The sequence below is a fragment of the Mesorhizobium sp. CA16 genome, assembly GCF_020165175.1.
Taxonomy (GTDB): domain Bacteria; phylum Pseudomonadota; class Alphaproteobacteria; order Rhizobiales; family Rhizobiaceae; genus Mesorhizobium.
Genome location: NZ_JAIUHP010000002.1, coordinates 235,205 through 251,709, shown reverse-complemented (window position 1 = coordinate 251,709; position 16,505 = coordinate 235,205). Strand labels below are relative to the sequence as shown.

At 64.1% G+C, this 16,505-nt stretch carries 11 protein-coding genes and 1 pseudogene; 7 read left to right on the top strand and 5 right to left on the bottom strand.

The window, feature by feature from the left end:
- Nucleotides 1-12: 12 nt before the first annotated feature.
- Entirely contained in the window at nucleotides 13-300 is a 288-nt protein-coding gene (locus LB525_RS04970; RefSeq protein WP_140646163.1) for a succinate dehydrogenase assembly factor 2, read from the bottom strand.
- A 93-nt stretch (nucleotides 301-393) separates the two neighbouring features.
- On the opposite strand from LB525_RS04970, the gene recG reads away from it, so the two are divergent.
- Nucleotides 394-2,502, top strand: a complete 2,109-nt coding sequence (gene recG / locus LB525_RS04965) for an ATP-dependent DNA helicase RecG (RefSeq protein WP_224543766.1) — start codon at nucleotides 394-396, stop codon at nucleotides 2,500-2,502.
- On the opposite strand, the gene LB525_RS04960 is transcribed toward recG, so the two are convergent.
- Together LB525_RS04960 and glmS are read right to left on the bottom strand one after the other, a co-directional pair.
- Nucleotides 2,454-3,209, bottom strand: coding sequence for a DUF502 domain-containing protein (locus tag LB525_RS04960; protein ID WP_140840309.1), 756 nt, complete (start codon nucleotides 3,207-3,209; stop codon nucleotides 2,454-2,456). The two genes, recG and LB525_RS04960, sit on opposite strands and share 49 nt — an antisense overlap.
- A 116-nt stretch (nucleotides 3,210-3,325) precedes the next feature.
- The gene (gene glmS / locus LB525_RS04955; protein WP_095765116.1) at nucleotides 3,326-5,149 is read right to left on the bottom strand and encodes a glutamine--fructose-6-phosphate transaminase (isomerizing); all 1,824 of its coding nucleotides are present in this window, start codon (nucleotides 5,147-5,149) and stop codon (nucleotides 3,326-3,328) included.
- Between the two features lie 326 nt (nucleotides 5,150-5,475).
- On the opposite strand from glmS, the pseudogene LB525_RS04950 reads away from it, so the two are divergent.
- Nucleotides 5,476-5,851, top strand: a pseudogene (locus tag LB525_RS04950) (ADP-ribosylation/crystallin J1).
- Nucleotides 5,852-5,855: 4 nt separating this feature from the next.
- Here the strand turns inward: LB525_RS04950 and glmU are convergent.
- Complete coding sequence (glmU, locus tag LB525_RS04945; protein ID WP_224543765.1) at nucleotides 5,856-7,226, bottom strand: bifunctional UDP-N-acetylglucosamine diphosphorylase/glucosamine-1-phosphate N-acetyltransferase GlmU; 1,371 nt, start codon at nucleotides 7,224-7,226, stop codon at nucleotides 5,856-5,858.
- Between the two features lie 221 nt (nucleotides 7,227-7,447).
- On the opposite strand from glmU, the gene LB525_RS04940 reads away from it, so the two are divergent.
- The gene (locus LB525_RS04940; protein WP_224543764.1) at nucleotides 7,448-9,346 is read left to right on the top strand and encodes an adenylate/guanylate cyclase domain-containing protein; all 1,899 of its coding nucleotides are present in this window, start codon (nucleotides 7,448-7,450) and stop codon (nucleotides 9,344-9,346) included.
- 177 nt (nucleotides 9,347-9,523) lie between these two features.
- Here LB525_RS04940 and LB525_RS04935 read toward each other — a convergent pair whose 3' ends face one another.
- Nucleotides 9,524-10,270: a cytochrome c biogenesis CcdA family protein gene (locus LB525_RS04935; protein WP_224543763.1), complete on the bottom strand. Its 747-nt coding sequence runs from the start codon at nucleotides 10,268-10,270 to the stop codon at nucleotides 9,524-9,526.
- Between the two features lie 164 nt (nucleotides 10,271-10,434).
- On the opposite strand from LB525_RS04935, the gene LB525_RS04930 reads away from it, so the two are divergent.
- The 4 genes from LB525_RS04930 to LB525_RS04915 all read left to right on the top strand — a co-directional run bounded on the left by LB525_RS04930 (nucleotide 10,435) and on the right by LB525_RS04915 (nucleotide 16,414).
- A complete protein-coding gene (locus LB525_RS04930; RefSeq protein ID WP_224543761.1) occupies nucleotides 10,435-10,812 on the top strand; it encodes a hypothetical protein in 378 nt (125 codons plus the stop codon).
- A 278-nt stretch (nucleotides 10,813-11,090) separates the two neighbouring features.
- Nucleotides 11,091-13,658: a type I DNA topoisomerase gene (topA, locus tag LB525_RS04925; RefSeq protein ID WP_224543760.1), complete on the top strand. Its 2,568-nt coding sequence runs from the start codon at nucleotides 11,091-11,093 to the stop codon at nucleotides 13,656-13,658.
- A 6-nt stretch (nucleotides 13,659-13,664) separates the two neighbouring features.
- Nucleotides 13,665-15,971, top strand: a complete 2,307-nt coding sequence (rnr, locus tag LB525_RS04920; protein WP_224543758.1) for a ribonuclease R — start codon at nucleotides 13,665-13,667, stop codon at nucleotides 15,969-15,971.
- Nucleotides 15,971-16,414 (top strand): DUF983 domain-containing protein, encoded by a 444-nt coding sequence (locus LB525_RS04915; RefSeq protein WP_224543757.1) that lies wholly within the window; start codon nucleotides 15,971-15,973, stop codon nucleotides 16,412-16,414. The genes rnr and LB525_RS04915 overlap by 1 nt, the downstream gene beginning before the upstream one ends.
- Nucleotides 16,415-16,505 lie beyond the last annotated feature (91 nt).

The following is a 16,505-nucleotide window of genomic DNA, read 5'->3' as shown; positions in this document are numbered from 1 at the left end:
GATATGCGTTTTTCAAAATGTCATGGTCCGGCGCGACGCCAGGATCTTCCGCAGAACCGCGCAGTCGATATCGGGCGGAACCGGGCGCTCGCCGGTGACCATCGGGAGAAATTCGGTGTCGGGAATTTCGAGAAGTCTCTCATATTGGTCGATTTCATCGCCGGTCAAGGCGCCGATCTCGGCGTCGGCGAAGGAACCGAGAATCAGGTCCATCTCGCGCATGCCGCGATGCCAGGAGCGGAACAGGAGCTTGCGGCGGCGCGCGTCCAACCCCTCGCTTGATCGCTGTGTTCCGGTCATGGCGCCGCATCCCTGTCCAAAGCGGCGCATATAGCGTGGATAGAGAGCGGTGTCAGCCTTTGCGCTGCCCTCGTCGCGACATAAGCTGACACGATGCGTCCCACCGTCCTCGATCCCTTGTTCGTTCCGATCACTTCGCTTGCCGGCGTCGGCCCGAAGGTCGGATTGCTGATCGAGCGTGTCGTGCCAGCCGACCTCGGCGATCGCGCTGCGCGCGCGGCCGACCTTCTGTTCGTGCTACCCAACACCGTCATCGACCGCCGCAACCGGCCCGGCATCGCGCTGTCGGCCGAGGGCCAGATCGTCACGCTCGAGGTGCGCGTCGACCGCCACCAGCCGCCGCCGCGCGGCAACAGGTCGGTGCCGTACAGGGTTTACGCCCATGACGACACCGGCGAGGTCGCGCTGACCTTCTTCCATGCCCATGCCGCCTATCTGCAGAAAATGCTTCCCGAGGGCGAGCGTGTGGTGATCTCAGGCCGCATGGAGTGGTTCAACGGCCGCCCGACGATGGTCCATCCCGACCACATCGCGCCGATCGACGAGGCCGAGGGCCTACCGTTGGTCGAGCCGGTCTATCCGCTCACCGCCGGCCTCTCGGCAAAGGTGTTGCGCCGCGCCATCGGACAGGCGCTTGGCCGCCTGCCAGAGCTGCCGGAGTGGCAGGACGACGCCTTCATGCGCCGCCATACATTCCCGTCCTTCGGCGATGCGCTTGCGCGCATCCATTATCCGAAGGATCCGATCGACGTTGCCGTCGAGGGGTCGGCCTGGCGACGCCTTGCCTATGACGAATTGCTGGCCGGCCAGGTTTCGCTGGCGCTGGTGCGAGCGAGAATTCGCCGGCTCTCGGGCCGGCCGCTTACCGGCGACGGCAGCATCGTCGAGAAGCTGCGAGCTGCCCTTCCCTACAAGCTCACCACAAGCCAGGAATTCGCGCTCGGCGAAATCAATGCAGACCTTGCCGATCCCGAACGCATGCTGCGCCTGCTGCAGGGCAATGTCGGCTCAGGCAAGACGGTGGTGGCGCTGCTCGCCATGGCGCGCGCGGTCGAGGCCGGCGGCCAGGCGGCCCTGATGGCGCCGACCGAGATCCTGGCGCGCCAGCATCTGGCGACGATCGCGCCGCTGGCGGAAAAAGCCGGCCTGCGCCTCGCTATCCTGACCGGGCGCGAGAAGGGCCGCGAGCGTGCCGAGACGCTTGCCGGTCTTGCCGGCGGCGAAATCGACATCATCGTCGGCACGCATGCGCTGTTCCAGGAAAGCGTGACGTTTCACGACTTGGTGCTTGCCGTCGTCGACGAGCAGCACCGCTTCGGCGTTCATCAGCGCCTCGCCATCACCGCCAAGGGCGATGCACCCGATATGCTGGTGATGACGGCGACCCCCATCCCGCGCACGCTGGTGCTGACCGCCTTCGGCGACATGGACGTCTCGAAACTGACCGAGAAGCCGGCCGGCCGGCAGCCGATCCGCACCGTCACCTTGCCGATGGAACGGCTGGATGAGCTGGTCGGCCGCATGCTTGACGCCGTCGCCGATGGCCAGAAGATCTACTGGATCTGCCCGCTGGTCGAGGAATCCGAAGAGATCAAGCTGATGTCGGCGGAGGACCGCTTTGCTTCGCTGAAACCGCTCTTCGGCGACCGGATCGGCCTGGTGCACGGTCGCATGAAGGGTGCGGAGAAAGACGAGGCGATGCGCTCCTTCAAGCAGGGCGAAACGCGCATCCTCATCGCCACCACCGTGATCGAGGTCGGCGTCGACGTGCCCGACGCCACGATCATGGTGATCGAGCATGCCGAACGCTTCGGCCTTGCCCAGTTGCACCAGTTGCGCGGCCGGGTCGGGCGCAGCGACAAGCCCTCCTCCTGCGTCCTGCTCTACAAGGAGCCGCTCGGCGAGACGGCCAAACGCCGGCTCTCGGTGATGCGCGAGACAGAGGACGGCTTCAAGATCGCCGAGGAGGACCTGAAACTGCGCGGCGAAGGCGAGTTGCTGGGCACCCGCCAGTCCGGCACACCAGGCTTCCAGGTGGCGCGCCTCGAGTTCCATGCCGATCTGCTCGAAGCCGCGCGCGACGACGCACGCCTGATCCTGTCGCGCGACCCAGAATTGCAGTCCGAACGCGGCGGGGCGCTGCGGCTGCTGCTTTATCTGTTCGGCCGCGATGAGGCGGTGCGGCTGCTGCGCGCCGGCTGAGCGGTGCCAATCGCCGGGTTGGCGAGGCCGCCTTCGACGGGCTCGCCGTTCAGCGTCACCAGCTTGGCCTTGACCTCCGGCGCCACCATGCCGGCCGAGACGATCAGCTTGGCGCCGTCCTCGATCGACATGTCGAGCGGCACGATCTCGGATTTGTGGACATACATCAGGAAACCGGTGGTTGGATTGGGCGTGCAGGGCATGAACACCGCAATCAGCGGATCACCTTCCTGATCGAGCTTCTGGTTGATCTCGGTTTCCTTGTCGCTGGCGACGAAGACCAGCGACCAGACGCCCTTTCTCGGATATTCGACCAACCCGACCTGGCGGAACATGTCGCCCTTGTTCGACAGCACCGTCTCGAAAATCTGCTTCAGCGAGCCATAGATGCCACGCACCAGCGGCATGCGGCCAAGCAGCCGCTCGCCGAAATTGACAATGGCGCGGCCGACGATGTTCGCCGTCAGGAAACCGATCAGCGTGATCAGCACCAGCGCCACGATCAGCCCGAAGCCCGGAACCGGGAACGGCAGATAGGTATCGGGATTGTAGCGGGCTGGAATATAGGGTTTTACCCAGGAATCGACCCAGCCGATAAGCGACCAGGCGATATAGACCGTGATCGCCAGCGGCGCGCAGACGATGAAGCCGGTCAGGAAATAATTCCTTAGCCGGGTCATGCCAGAGGTCTTCAGGGCGTCGGACATGGGTTCACCGCGGCGCAGGTTGCAACGCTGAGATTAGTGAACCGCGAGCCGGTTTGGAACTGCGAAGTTTTTAAAGAGCGATCGTCAGGCCGCTGTAGCCAGCGGCACGGCACAACCTACTCCACGGTCACCGATTTCGCCAGATTGCGCGGCTGGTCGACGTCGGTGCCCATGAAGACGGCGGTGAAATATGCCAGCATCTGGATCGGCAGCGCGTAGATGATCGGCGAGATGATCTCCGGCACTTCGGGCAGGATGATCGTCTCCATCGTCTTGATGCCGGCCTGCGCCGCGCCCTTCTTGTCGGTGATCAGGATGATCTTGCCGCCACGCGCCGCCACTTCCTGCATGTTCGAGACGGTCTTTTCGAAGATGCGGTCATGCGGCGCAATGACGATCACCGGCATGTTCTCGTCGATCAGCGCGATCGGCCCGTGCTTCAGCTCGCCGCCGGCATAGCCTTCGGCGTGGATATAGGAGATTTCCTTGAGCTTCAGTGCGCCTTCCATGGCCAGCGGAAAATTGGTGTCGCGGCCGAGATAGAGCACGTCCTTGTAGCGCGACAGCTCGCGCGAGATGCGCTCGATCTGCTCGTCAAGCTTCAGCACCCGGGTGGCGTAGCGCGGCGCCTCGGAAAGCTCGCGCACCAGCTGCTTTTCCTCATCGCGCGAGATCGTGCCGCGCGCCACGCCCGCGCGGACCGCGAGCGCAGCCAAGACGGATAGCTGGCAGGTGAAAGCCTTGGTCGAGGCGACGCCGATCTCCGGCCCGGCCAGCGTCGGCAGCACGACGTCGGATTCGCGCGCCATGGTCGATTCCCGCACATTGACGACAGCGCCGATTTTCATGCCGGCCTTGCGGCAATAGCGCAGCGAAGCAAGCGTGTCGGCGGTCTCGCCCGACTGCGAGATGAAGAAGGCCGCGTCATTGGCCGAAAGCGGCATCTCGCGGTAGCGGAACTCGGAGGCGACGTCGATGTCGATCGGCAGCCGTGCATAGCGCTCGAACCAGTATTTGCTGATCAGCCCGGCGAGGTAGGCGGTGCCGCAGGCCGAAAGTGCCAGGCGGCCGATCTTGGCGAAGTCGAAGGGCAGGTCGAGCGGCTTCGACACCCCCGATGCGAAATCCAAGTAATGCGCCAGCGTGTGCGAGATCACCTCCGGCTGCTCATGGATTTCCTTTTCCATGAAATGGCGGCGGTTTCCCTTGTCGACCATGAAGCTGGTCGACAGTGACTGCTGGCGCTTGCGGTCGACCTGTCTGCCGTCGATGTCATAGATGGTCACGCTTTCGCGACGCACGACCGCCCAGTCGCCGTCTTCCAGATAGGTGACCGCATTGGTGAAAGGCGCCAGCGCAATGGCGTCGGAGCCCAAAAACATCTCGCCCTCGCCATGGCCGACGGCCAGAGGCGGTCCGTTGCGGGCGCCGACGATCAGGTCCTCGTCGCCCTTGAACATGATTGCCAGGGCAAAGGCGCCGGAAAGCCGCTTCAGCGCCGCATGCGCGGCTTCCACTGGCTTCAGCCCCTTGGCGAGCTCGCGCGCCACCAGATGCGCGACGACCTCGGTGTCGGTCTGCGAAGAGAAAGAGTAGCCGTCGCGGGTGAGTTCGTCGCGCAGCTCGGCGAAATTCTCGATAATGCCGTTGTGGACGATGGCGACGCCTTCGGAAAAATGCGGATGCGCATTGGTCTCGTTGGGCACGCCATGCGTCGCCCAGCGTGTGTGGCCGATGCCGATCGTGCCGTCCAGCGGCTCGTCCTTCAGCCGGCGTTCGAGATTGACCAGCTTGCCCTCAGCGCGGCGGCGGCCGAGCTCGCCCCTTTCGATGGTGGCGACGCCGGCCGAGTCGTAGCCGCGATATTCAAGCCGCTTCAGCGCATCGACGATGAGCGGCGCGACTTGGCTTCGGCCAACGATTCCAACGATACCGCACATGGCGATTGCCCCCGATTCCCAGCAGAAAACCCAGCGCTATCTATGGATTGCCGGCCTGCCGTAAAAGTCACTTTGCGTTTCGTTCCATGTCACCGGGAACGGTTTTGTACCATTGGACATTCTCAGAACGCCCTTGCAATCCGGTTACCGCAAACGCTTGTCTTGTCGCTTAGACGGTTTGGCGGTGTTCATCACCATGTAAACATTTGAGGCCGGAGCATGTCATCGTTCGAACGACGAACGCCACGCCACAGTTGGCAAAGGCCCGTATGGCGAACGCTCCTTGGGGCCTTGCCTCGGCTCGAATTGGGCAGTTTATTCGACCAATGAGCAAAGCGACGCATACCGTAACGCTGTGGCGGCCGGTCGGACCGCAGGAGTTGACGCTGATCAAGGCTTTTGGGCATGCGCGAATTTCCGCCGCGCCTGCCCGATCAGCCGATTTTCTATCCGGTGCTCACTGAAGCCTATGCTGTCCAGATCGCCCGAGACTGGAACGTGTAGGCGAGCGGTTCCGGCTTCATCACGCGGTTTGAGGTCCTGAAAAGCTTCCTCGACGGCTATCGCGTCGAGCACGCCGGCAGCAGGGCGCATCTCGAATATTGGATACCCGCCGAAGACCTGCCTCAATTCAACAAGGCAATCGTCGGCGAGATCGTGGTAACGGCTGCTTTCGGCAAAATCACCGAAAGCACCACCTGAAACGCTATTCCGCCGCAGCCTTCTTCTTCGCCGCAGCGGCGGAAGCGAAGCGCTCGCGCAACTCCTTGCCCTTGCCGGGGATCGTTTTCTGGCGGGCGCGGCCGAAGGCCAGCGCGTCGTCGGGCACGCTTTCGGTGATCACGCTGCCGGAGGCGATATAGCCGCCTTTGCCGATCGAGACCGGCGCCACCAGCGAGGAATTCGAACCGACAAAGGCGCCCTCGCCGATATCGGTGAAGAATTTCGAGTAGCCGTCATAATTGCAGGTGATGGTGCCGGCGCCGATATTGGCTGCCGCACCCACGCGCGCATCGCCGATGTAGGTCAGGTGATTGACCTTGGCGCCCTCTTCGATCGTCGCCTGCTTGACCTCGCAGAAATTGCCGACCTTTGCCTTGTTTCGAAGGTCCGCGCCAGGCCGCAGCCGGGCGAACGGCCCGACATCGCAATTTGAGGCGATCGTTGCGCCCTCGATGTGGCTGAAGGCGTGAATCTTGGCGCCTGACGCGATCTTCACACCCGGCCCGAACCAGACATTCGGCTCGACGAGCGTATCGGCGCCGATCTCGGTGTCGTGCGAGAAATAGACGGTTTCGGGCGCGATCAGCGTAACTCCGGACAGCATCGCCTCGCGCCGACGGCGCGCCTGCCAAATCGCTTCCGCCTCGGCGAGCTCGGCCCGGTTGTTGATGCCGAGCGCGCTTTCGAAACTCGCTTCCGTTGCCACTACGTCGAGCCCTTCCGCGCCGGCGATCTCGACGATGTCGGTGAGGTAGAATTCGCCCTTGGCGTTCTTGTTGCCGACCTTGTCGAGCAGCCGCAGCGCATGCTTGCCCGCCACCGCCATCATGCCGGCATTGCAGAAGCCGATCTTTTTCTCTTCCTCCGAGCAGTCCTTCTCCTCGCGGATGGCAATGAGATGACCGCCTTTTTCGATCAACCGGCCGTAGCCGGTCGGGCTTGGCGGACGGAAGCCGATCACCGCGACGGCCGCCCCCTCCGCCAGCTTCTGCCGCGCTGCGGCCAACGCCTGCGCATCGATTAGCGGCGTGTCGCCGAACATCACGAGAATATCGTCATAACCCTTTGATATTGCTTCACGCGCCGCGAGGACCGCATGCGCGGTGCCGAGCCGCTTGTCCTGCACGAAAGTCTCCGCCTTTGGCGCAAATTTCTGCACCGCCTTGCGCATCTCGTCTGCGCCGTGGCCGATCACGAGCGCCACGCCGGTCGCACCGGCACCCTCAGCGGCTTTCACGACGTGAGCCACCATCGGCAGGCCGGCAATGGCATGCAGCACCTTGGGCATCGCGCTTTTCATGCGGGTGCCTTCGCCGGCGGCAAGGATGACAGACAGGCAGGATCTCTGGCTCATGGATGGGCAACCGTATGAAAAAGGTTTGAATCAACGCATATTAACAGCGTAGGCCATGCTGCACCAATGCGGTTAAATTCCGGTGAGATGGCAAAGCCAAGTCTCCAAGTGCGAACGTCGGGTGTGATGCCCGATACAAAAGCACCGCCACGGTGGCGTCAGCCGGTTACACAGGTCAGGAAATATCCCCGGCCTGCTGGGGGTGCTGCGTCGCAAGCGGGATGGCGAAATCTCGTGAAGGCAAGATCGAGCTGCGTTTTCCGTTCCACATCGGCGACGGGCGGAGACTGGGAGAGATGGATACCATGCGCGTGGCGCGTCTGGAAGTTGGCGGGACATGGACGCGGAGCGGCACGCGTGCAGGCGCTTGGCCGAGCGGTGCGATGACCGTGCGGCGCCACCTCGCTGCGATCCTGGCTTGCGACGTGGTCGGTTATTCGCGCCTGATGGAGCGCGACGAGCGCTGCACGCTCGAGCGGCTGAAGATCTACCGCAAGGACCTCCTCGAACCGCTGGTCTCCGAGCATCAGGGTCGGATCGTCAAGCTCACCGGCGACGGCATGCTGTGCGAATTCGCGAGCGTCGTCAACGCGGTGACCTCGGCGATGGCGATCCAGCGGACCCTGGCAGAACGCGAGGCGGAGACCCCCGAGGAAGAGAGGATTCGCTTCCGCATCGGCGTCAATCTCGGCGACGTGGTTTGCGAGGAGGACGGCGACCTCTACGGCGACGGGGTCAACATCGCCGCCCGCCTCGAAAGCGTCGCCGATCCCGGCACCGTTGTCGTCTCGGGCACCGCCTACGACCACCTTCAGGGCAAGCTCGACTGCGGCTTCACGCCGCTCGGCGAGCTGCGCCTCAAGAACATCGAGCGGCCCGTGCGCGCCTACCGCGTCGAGTCCGACGCCAGCGCTGCCCCGCCTCCCCTGCCCGAGAAACCCTCGATCGCGGTTCTGCCTTTCACCAACATGAGCGGCGACCCCGATCAGGAATACTTCGCCGACGGGCTGGTGGAGGACATCATCACGGGATTGAGCCGAGTGAACTCCTTCTTCGTGATCGCCCGCAACTCGTCCTTCACCTACAAGGGCCGGGCGGTGGACCTGCGCCAGGTCGGGCGCGAGCTGGGCGTCCGCTACGTGCTCGAAGGCAGCATCCGCAGGGCAGGATCGCGGGTGCGTATCAGTGGGCAGTTGGTGGACGCGATCAGCGGACACCATGTCTGGGCCGACCGCTTCGAGGGCGATATGTGCGACATCTTCGACCTGCAGGACAAGGTGACCGAGAGCGTCGTCGGCGCTGTCGAGCCGAGCATCCGGCTGGAGGAAATCAAGCAGGCGCGCATGAAGCCGACCGACTACATGAGCGCCTACGACCTCTACCTTCGCGCGCTGCCGCGCTTCTACAGCATGACGCGCGAAGGCTTTGCCGACGTGCGTCGGCTCACCAACGAGGCGCTTAGCATCGACCCCGGCTTCAACTTGGCGAAGGCACTCGGCGCCTATATCCGCAGCATATCCGTGAGCCAGTGCTGGCACGAGCCCGAGGATACCCGGGTCGCCACGCGCATGGCGCGCGAGGTACTGGCGGAAGCGCGCGACGACCCCACGAGCCTGCGCTTCGCCGCGCAGGTGATCGCCTACAGCGCGAAGGACTACGAGATGGCGCTGGCCACGATCGAACGATCCCTGCTGCTCAATCCCAATTCGGCGCAGGGCCATACGAGCTGCGGTTGGGTCAACGCACATTCCGGCCGCCCGCTCGTCGCGATCGAGCACTTTCACAGGGCAATGCGGCTGAGCCCGGTCGACCCCGAGAAGGGCATCGCGCTCTCGGGCATCGGGATGAGCTACCTGATGCTCGAGCGCTACGAGGAAGCGCTGGCATGGGGAGAACGCGCGCTGCAGGAGATGCCGAACTACGGCTCCTCGCACCGGGTGGTGATTATGGCGCTGGTCAAACTCAACCGGCTGGAGGAGGCGCGGGCGGCGGCGCGGCGGCTGATGGAGGCGTTCCCGACCTACACGCTCACCCTGCAGAGACAGATCAACCCATGGCAGGACAAGGTGTTCGGCGAGCGTTACGTCGAGGCGCTGGGCATCTCCGGCGTGCCGGAGTGATCGTCGCGGCGGAAATTCCGGTGAGACGGCGGAGCAGGTGACTCGATGGGTTGTCTGAACATAGTGGTCGCCCCAGGTCTCCATAGCAAATTATGGAACACGAGATAGAGGGCACAGGACCCTTCGATGCTGATCTCTACAACGGGTTCACAGCTCGACTCTCTGCCAGCAACTAAACTACCCCAGCCTTCCCAGCACCGGGAAATTCTCCAAGAGCCAATAGGACGCGCTCTGCACGCCGCCAGTGAGGAAAAACACGCCGGCGACGACCAGCAGCGCGCCGATCGCTTTCTCGACACGGCCGAGATGGACGCGGAATTTGCCGAGGAAGCGCATGAAGGCGCCGGAAAACAGCGCCGCGATCAGGAACGGGATGCCGAGGCCCAGCGAATAGGCGGCAAGCAGCAGCGCGCCCTCGCCAACGGTCTCGCGCCCGCCGGCCAAAGTCAGGATCGGCCCCAGCACCGGGCCGATGCAAGGCGTCCAGCCGAAGGCGAAGGCCAGCCCCATGACATAGGCCGCGATCATGCTGGCCGGCTTGCCCTGCGACTGGAAGCGCGCCTCGCGCGACAAAAGCGGAATGCGCAGGATGCCAAGGAAGTTCAGGCCCATGATGATGATCAGCACGCCCGCCGCCATCGCCAGCGGTTCCTGCCAGACGCGCAGCAGGCGGCCGATGGTCGAGGCGCCGGCCCCAAGCGCCACGAAGACGGTGGAAAAGCCGAGCACGAAGGCCACGGAAGCATAAAGCAGCGCGCCGCGCGCGCCTTCCTTTGCGGTCACGCTTTGATTGCCGCGGAAATCCTCGACCGAAACACCGGCCATGTAGCAGAGATAGGGCGGCACCAGCGGCAGCACGCAAGGCGACAGGAACGAGATCGCCCCTGCCCCGACCGCGCTGACATAGCCGATGTCCAATGCCATCCAGTGAGTCCCGATTATGCTGGCGTCGATATAGCGATGCGGGCACGCCCCTGCCAACCACCATTGTGTGGCACGTCGCCGCTTCGCCGCAGGAAGAAACAGGCATCCCAACGCGTTGACCGAACAGCGCGCGACTGCCGCGCGCTTGTTTCAGGGAGACTATCGTGAAAGCAATCGCACTCGGGTTTGCCGCGCTACTGCTGGGCACCGCCGCATCCCAGGCCGCCGAAGCCTGGAAGGAAGCCGAAGTGAGCGGCACCAAGATTTATACCGACGCCAAGGGCATGACGCTCTATACCTTCGACAAGGACGAGAAGGGCAAGTCCAATTGCTACGACAAATGCGCCGCCAACTGGCCGCCGTTGAAGGCCGAGGCCGGCGCCAAGGCCGACGATGAATGGACGATCGTCGACCGCACCGACGGCACCAAGATGTGGGCCTATGACGGCAAGCCGGTCTATACCTTCGTCAAGGACAAGAAGGCCGGCGACATGACCGGCGAAGGCGTTGCCGGCACCTGGCACGTGGTCAAGGCCGACTGAGGCAACGTTGTTGAATGCTCCGGCTGCCGACTCTCTTGATCCGGCAGCCGGTCGTCTTTTACCGGTTGTCCGCCCGGTTGGAGGCGTGCATGCCTCCATCCCCAAAAATGTGATCTTTGCCATACACTCTAAGAGTGTATTGCCAGCGGCCGGTTCCCAAATTGGCGACTTCCCCTTGACCGATCGCAAAAGCACGGCCATGTGAGCGACGAAAAGAGTGGGATTTCGTCGCGCGTCGCGGAGTTCTTCCGCCACCTCACAGCTGATTAAGAGACCTCATGGACGTCGTCGTCGTCGAATCGCCGGCCAAGGCGAAGACAATCAACAAATATCTCGGCAAGAACTATAAGGTTCTGGCCTCCTTCGGCCATGTCCGCGATCTTCCCGCCAAGGACGGCTCGGTGCGCCCTGACGAGGACTTCGCCATGTCCTGGTCGGTCGACACCGCGTCCGGCAAGCGCCTTGCCGACATCGCCAAGGCGGTGAAGGATGCCGACGGGCTGATCCTCGCCACCGACCCGGATCGCGAGGGCGAAGCGATTTCCTGGCATGTGCTGGAAGTCCTGAAGCAGAAGCGCGCGCTGAAGGACAAGCCGGTCAGCCGGGTCGTCTTCAACGCCATCACCAAGGCCTCGGTGCTCGATGCCATGGCCCATCCGCGCCAGATCGACGCGCCGCTAGTCGACGCCTATCTCGCCCGCCGCGCGCTCGATTATCTCGTCGGCTTCACGTTGTCGCCGGTGCTGTGGCGCAAGCTGCCGGGCGCCCGCTCTGCCGGCCGCGTCCAGTCGGTGGCGTTGCGCCTGGTCTGCGACCGCGAATCCGAAATCGAGCGCTTCATCCGCGAGGAATACTGGCAGATCGCCGCCATCCTCGGCACCCCGCGCAACGACAGTTTCGAGGCGCGGCTGACCGCCTTTGCCGGCAAGAAGCTGCAGAAGCTTGATATCGCCAACAAGGCGCAGGCCGACGACATCAAGGCGATGCTCGAAGGCGCGACCTTCAAGGCATTGTCGGTGGAAGCTAAGCCGACAAAACGCAATCCCGGCCCGCCCTTCACAACCTCGACGCTGCAGCAGGCCGCCTCGTCAGGCCTCGGTTTCTCGGCCAACCGCACCATGCAGGTGGCGCAAAAGCTCTATGAAGGCATGGATGTCGGCGGCGAGACCGCCGGCCTCATTACCTATATGCGAACCGACGGCGTGCAGATGGCGCCGGAGGCGATCGAGGCCGCCCGCAACGCTATCGTCAGCGAGTTCGGCGCGAAATACCTGCCGGAGAAGCCGCGTTTCTACACCACCAAGGCCAAGAACGCCCAGGAAGCCCACGAGGCGATCCGCCCGACCGATTTCAAGCGCACGCCGGCTTCCGTTCGGCAATATCTCGATGCCGACCAGGCCCGGCTTTACGAGCTGATCTGGAAGCGCGCCATCGCCAGCCAGATGCAGCCGGCCGAGATCGAACGCACCACGGTCGAGATCGAGGCGGTCAACGGCGCCCGCACCGCCGAGCTGCGCGCGATCGGCTCGGTCGTCCGCTTCGACGGCTTCATTGCCGCCTACACCGATCAGAAGGACGAGGACGCCGAGGACGAGGAGAGCCGCCGCCTGCCCGAGATCCGCTCCGGCGAGCAGCTTGCCCGCCAGGCGATCAACGCGACCCAGCACACCACCGAGCCGCCGCCGCGCTATTCCGAGGCGTCGCTGATCAAGAAGCTGGAAGAGCTCGGCATCGGCCGGCCATCGACCTACACCGCGATCCTGAAGACGCTCGAGGATCGCGACTACGTCACCATCGACCGTCGCAAGCTCGTGCCGCAGGCCAAGGGCAGGCTGCTCTCGGCCTTTCTCGAAAGCTTCTTCGAGCGCTATGTTGAATATGACTTCACCGCTTCGCTCGAGGAGAAGCTCGACGAGATTTCCGACGGCAAGCTCGCCTGGAAGGACGTGCTACGCGACTTCTGGAAGGATTTCTCCGGCGCCGTCGACGACATCAAGGAACTGCGCGTCGCCGACGTGCTCGATGCGCTCAATGAAGAACTCGCGCCGCTGGTCTTCCCGGAGCGTGAGGACGGTTCCAATCCGCGCATCTGTCCGAAATGCGGCACCGGCAACCTGTCGCTGAAGCTCGGCAAGTTCGGCGCCTTTGTCGGCTGCTCGAACTATCCCGAATGCTCCTACACCCGCCAGCTCGGCGACGCCGCCAATCCCAATGGCGAGAACGGCAATGGCGAGGACGGCGTCAAGCTGCTCGGCAAAGATCCTTATACCGCCGAGGAAATTACCCTGCGCAGTGGCCGTTTCGGCCCCTATATCCAGCGCGGCGAAGGCAAGGAGGCCAAGCGCTCAAGCCTGCCCAAGGGCTGGACGCCCGACTCGATCGACCACGAGAAGGCGCTGGCGCTGCTGGGTCTGCCGCGCGATGTGGGAAAACATCCCGAAACCGGCAAGATGATCTCGGCTGGCCTCGGGCGCTACGGCCCGTTCGTGCTGCATGACGGCACCTACGCCAATCTGGAGAGCATCGAGGACGTGTTCTCGATCGGCCTGAACCGCGCCGTTTCGGTGATCGCCGAGAAGCAGCAGAAGGGCAAGGGTGGCCGCAACGGCGCCACGCCGGCGGCGCTCAAGGAATTGGGCGATCATCCGGACGGCGGCGGCAAGATCGTCGTTCGCGACGGCAAATACGGCCCGTACGTCAACTACGGCAAGGTCAATGCGACGCTGCCAAAAGGCAAGGACCCGCAATCGGTGACGATGGAAGAAGCGCTCGCCCTGATTGCTGAGAAGGAAGCCAAGGGCGGAGGCGGCAAAAAGCCCTTCCGCCGGGCGGCGAAGAAGGGGTAGCAGGACGTGGCGCGCAGGATCTCCGGAAGAAGCCACGGCGATCCGCGCAACGCCGACACCAGGGCCAAGGTCAAGGACGACTATCGTCCGTCGCGTGACGAGGTCCTGCGCTACATCGCCGAAAATCCCGATCGCTCCGGCAAGCGCGAGATCGCCAAGGCCTTCGCGCTGCGCGGCGAGGACCGCATCTGGCTGAAAGACCTGTTGCGAGACCTGCAGGATGAAGGCCTCCTCAACAAGGAGCGCAAGCGCCTCACCCGCGCGGGCGCCGTGCCTCATGTCGCGGTGCTCGACATTTTCGGCCGCGACGATGACGGCGTGCTTCTGGCGAATCCGAGCGAATATACCGGCGCCGGCTCGCCCCCCGTCATCGCCATCCGCATCTCGCGCGCCGCCGGCGGCCCGGTCCCCGGCATTGGCGACCGCGTGCTTGCCAAGACTTTCCCGACCGACGATCCGTCAGGCCCTGCTTATACCGGGCGGGTGATGAAGATCTTCGAGAAGCGCAGCGACGCCGTGCTCGGCGTCTTCCGCGTGCTGAAGGACGGAACCTTCCGCATCGAGCCGGTCGAACGGCGCCAGCCGGAACTGATCGTCGACAAGGAATTCCAGAACGGCGCCAGAAATGGCGATCTGGTGGAGGTGGAGCCGGCGCGGGCATCCCGTTACGGACTGCCCCGGGCAAAGGTGCTGGCGGTGCTGGGCTCGCTGAGCAGCGAGAAGGCTGTCTCGATGATCGCCATCCACGCCCACGACATTCCCCATGTCTTTCCTGCCGACGTGATTGCCGAGGCCGAAGCGGTGAAGCCGGCGACGCTCGATCACCGCGAGGACTGGCGCAGTCTGCCGCTGGTGACCATCGATCCGGCCGATGCCAAGGATCATGACGACGCGGTCTTCGCCACGCCGGACACGGACGAGAAAAATCCCGGCGGCGTTGTCATCACCGTGGCGATCGCCGATGTCGCAGCCTATGTTCGCTACGGTACGCCGCTCGACCGCGAAGCCCTGAAGCGCGGCAATTCGGTCTATTTTCCGGACCGCGTCGTGCCCATGCTTCCTGAACGCATCTCCAACGATCTCTGCTCGCTGCGCGAGGGCGAAGACAGGCCGGCAATCGCCGTGCGCATGACCTTCTCCTCGGAAGGCCGCAAGCTCAGACATTCCTTCCACCGCGTCATGATGAAGTCGGCCGCCAAGCTCGCCTACCCGCAGGCGCAGGCCGCGATCGACGGCGCGCCCGACGACAAGACACGGCCGATCCTCGACAGCGCTTTGAAGCCGTTATGGGACGCCTACGCCGTGCTCAGGCGCGGCCGCCAGTCCCGCCAGCCGCTTGAACTCGACCTGCCCGAGCGCAAGATCCTGCTGAAACCCGACGGCACGGTCGACCGCGTCGTCGTGCCGGAGCGCCTCGACGCTCATAAGCTCATCGAGGAATTCATGATCCAGGCCAATGTCGCGGCCGCCGAGACATTGGAGGGCAAGAAAGAGCCGCTCGTCTACCGCATCCATGACGCGCCGTCGCTCGCCAAGCAGGAATCGCTGCGCGAGTTCCTGGCAACGCTCAGCCTGTCCTTGGCGCGCGGCGCGCAGATGCGGCCGAGCCAGTTCAACGGCATTCTGGAGCGGGTGCGCGGCGCCGACAACGAGGCGCTGGTCAACGAAGTGGTGCTGCGCTCGCAGAGCCAGGCGGAGTACTCGCCGAAGAACATCGGCCATTTCGGTCTCAACCTCAGGCGCTACGCCCATTTCACCTCGCCGATCCGCCGCTACGCCGATCTGATCGTGCACCGCGGGCTGATCGCGGCGCTTGGCCTCGGGCCCGGCGGCCTGGCGCAGCAGGAGGCGGACCGGCTGGAAGAGGTCGCCGCGCTGATCTCGGCGACTGAGCGTCGCGCCATGGCGGCCGAGCGCGATACGGTCGACCGGCTGATTGCCGCCTATCTCGCCGAGCGCGTCAACGACACGTTCGACGCGCGCATCTCCGGCGTCACCAAGGCGGGACTCTTTGTCCAATTGCCGCAGTATGGCGCCGACGGCTTTATTCCGGTGTCAACTCTGGGCGGCGACTACTATATCTACGACGAAACCGCCCGATCACTGTTCGGTGAACGCACCGGCAAGGGCTATCAGCTTGCCGATCGCGTCGAAGTCCGGCTGGTCGAGGTCGCGCCAATGGCCGGTGCGATGCGTTTCGAGATGCTGACCGACCCGAAGCCTCTGCCCGGCTCGAGGCGGTCGTTCCACAAGGCCAAGGGCCGCGCCCGCGCGTCGCAATCGCGCGTCGGTCCGCGCGGCAGGAGACGATAATGCCAGGTAACGTCCAAGTGCAAGAACAGGTTTTCGGCGGCGAGCATCATTCGGGCCGCGTCGCGCGTCCCCTGTGGACGGCGATCAAGCGCGGGATACTCGGCCGCTGCCCGCATTGCGGCAAGGGAAAGCTGTTCCGCGCTTTCGTGAAGCCCGTGGACAAGTGCGAGGTCTGCGGCGAGGAGCTGCACCACCATCGCGCGGACGACCTGCCCGCCTATCTGGTCATCGTCATCGTCGGTCACATCGTCGTTGGCGGCTTCATGGCCGTTGAGGCCGCGTCGACGCTGTCGACCTGGCAGCACGCGCTGATCTGGGTTCCGCTGACCATTATTCTGGCCGTCGCACTGCTGCAGCCGGTCAAGGGAGCTGTCATCGGCCTGCAATGGGCGCTTTATATGCACGGCTTCGGCGACGAGAAGGACGAATTCGAGAGCCATTAATTAAGCCAGGCCGCACCGCGGTCGGCCCTGGGTCAAAGGCCGCGACGCGCAAGCCACTTTCGCATCAAGGAAGTTTCCGCTAGGTCGAGCG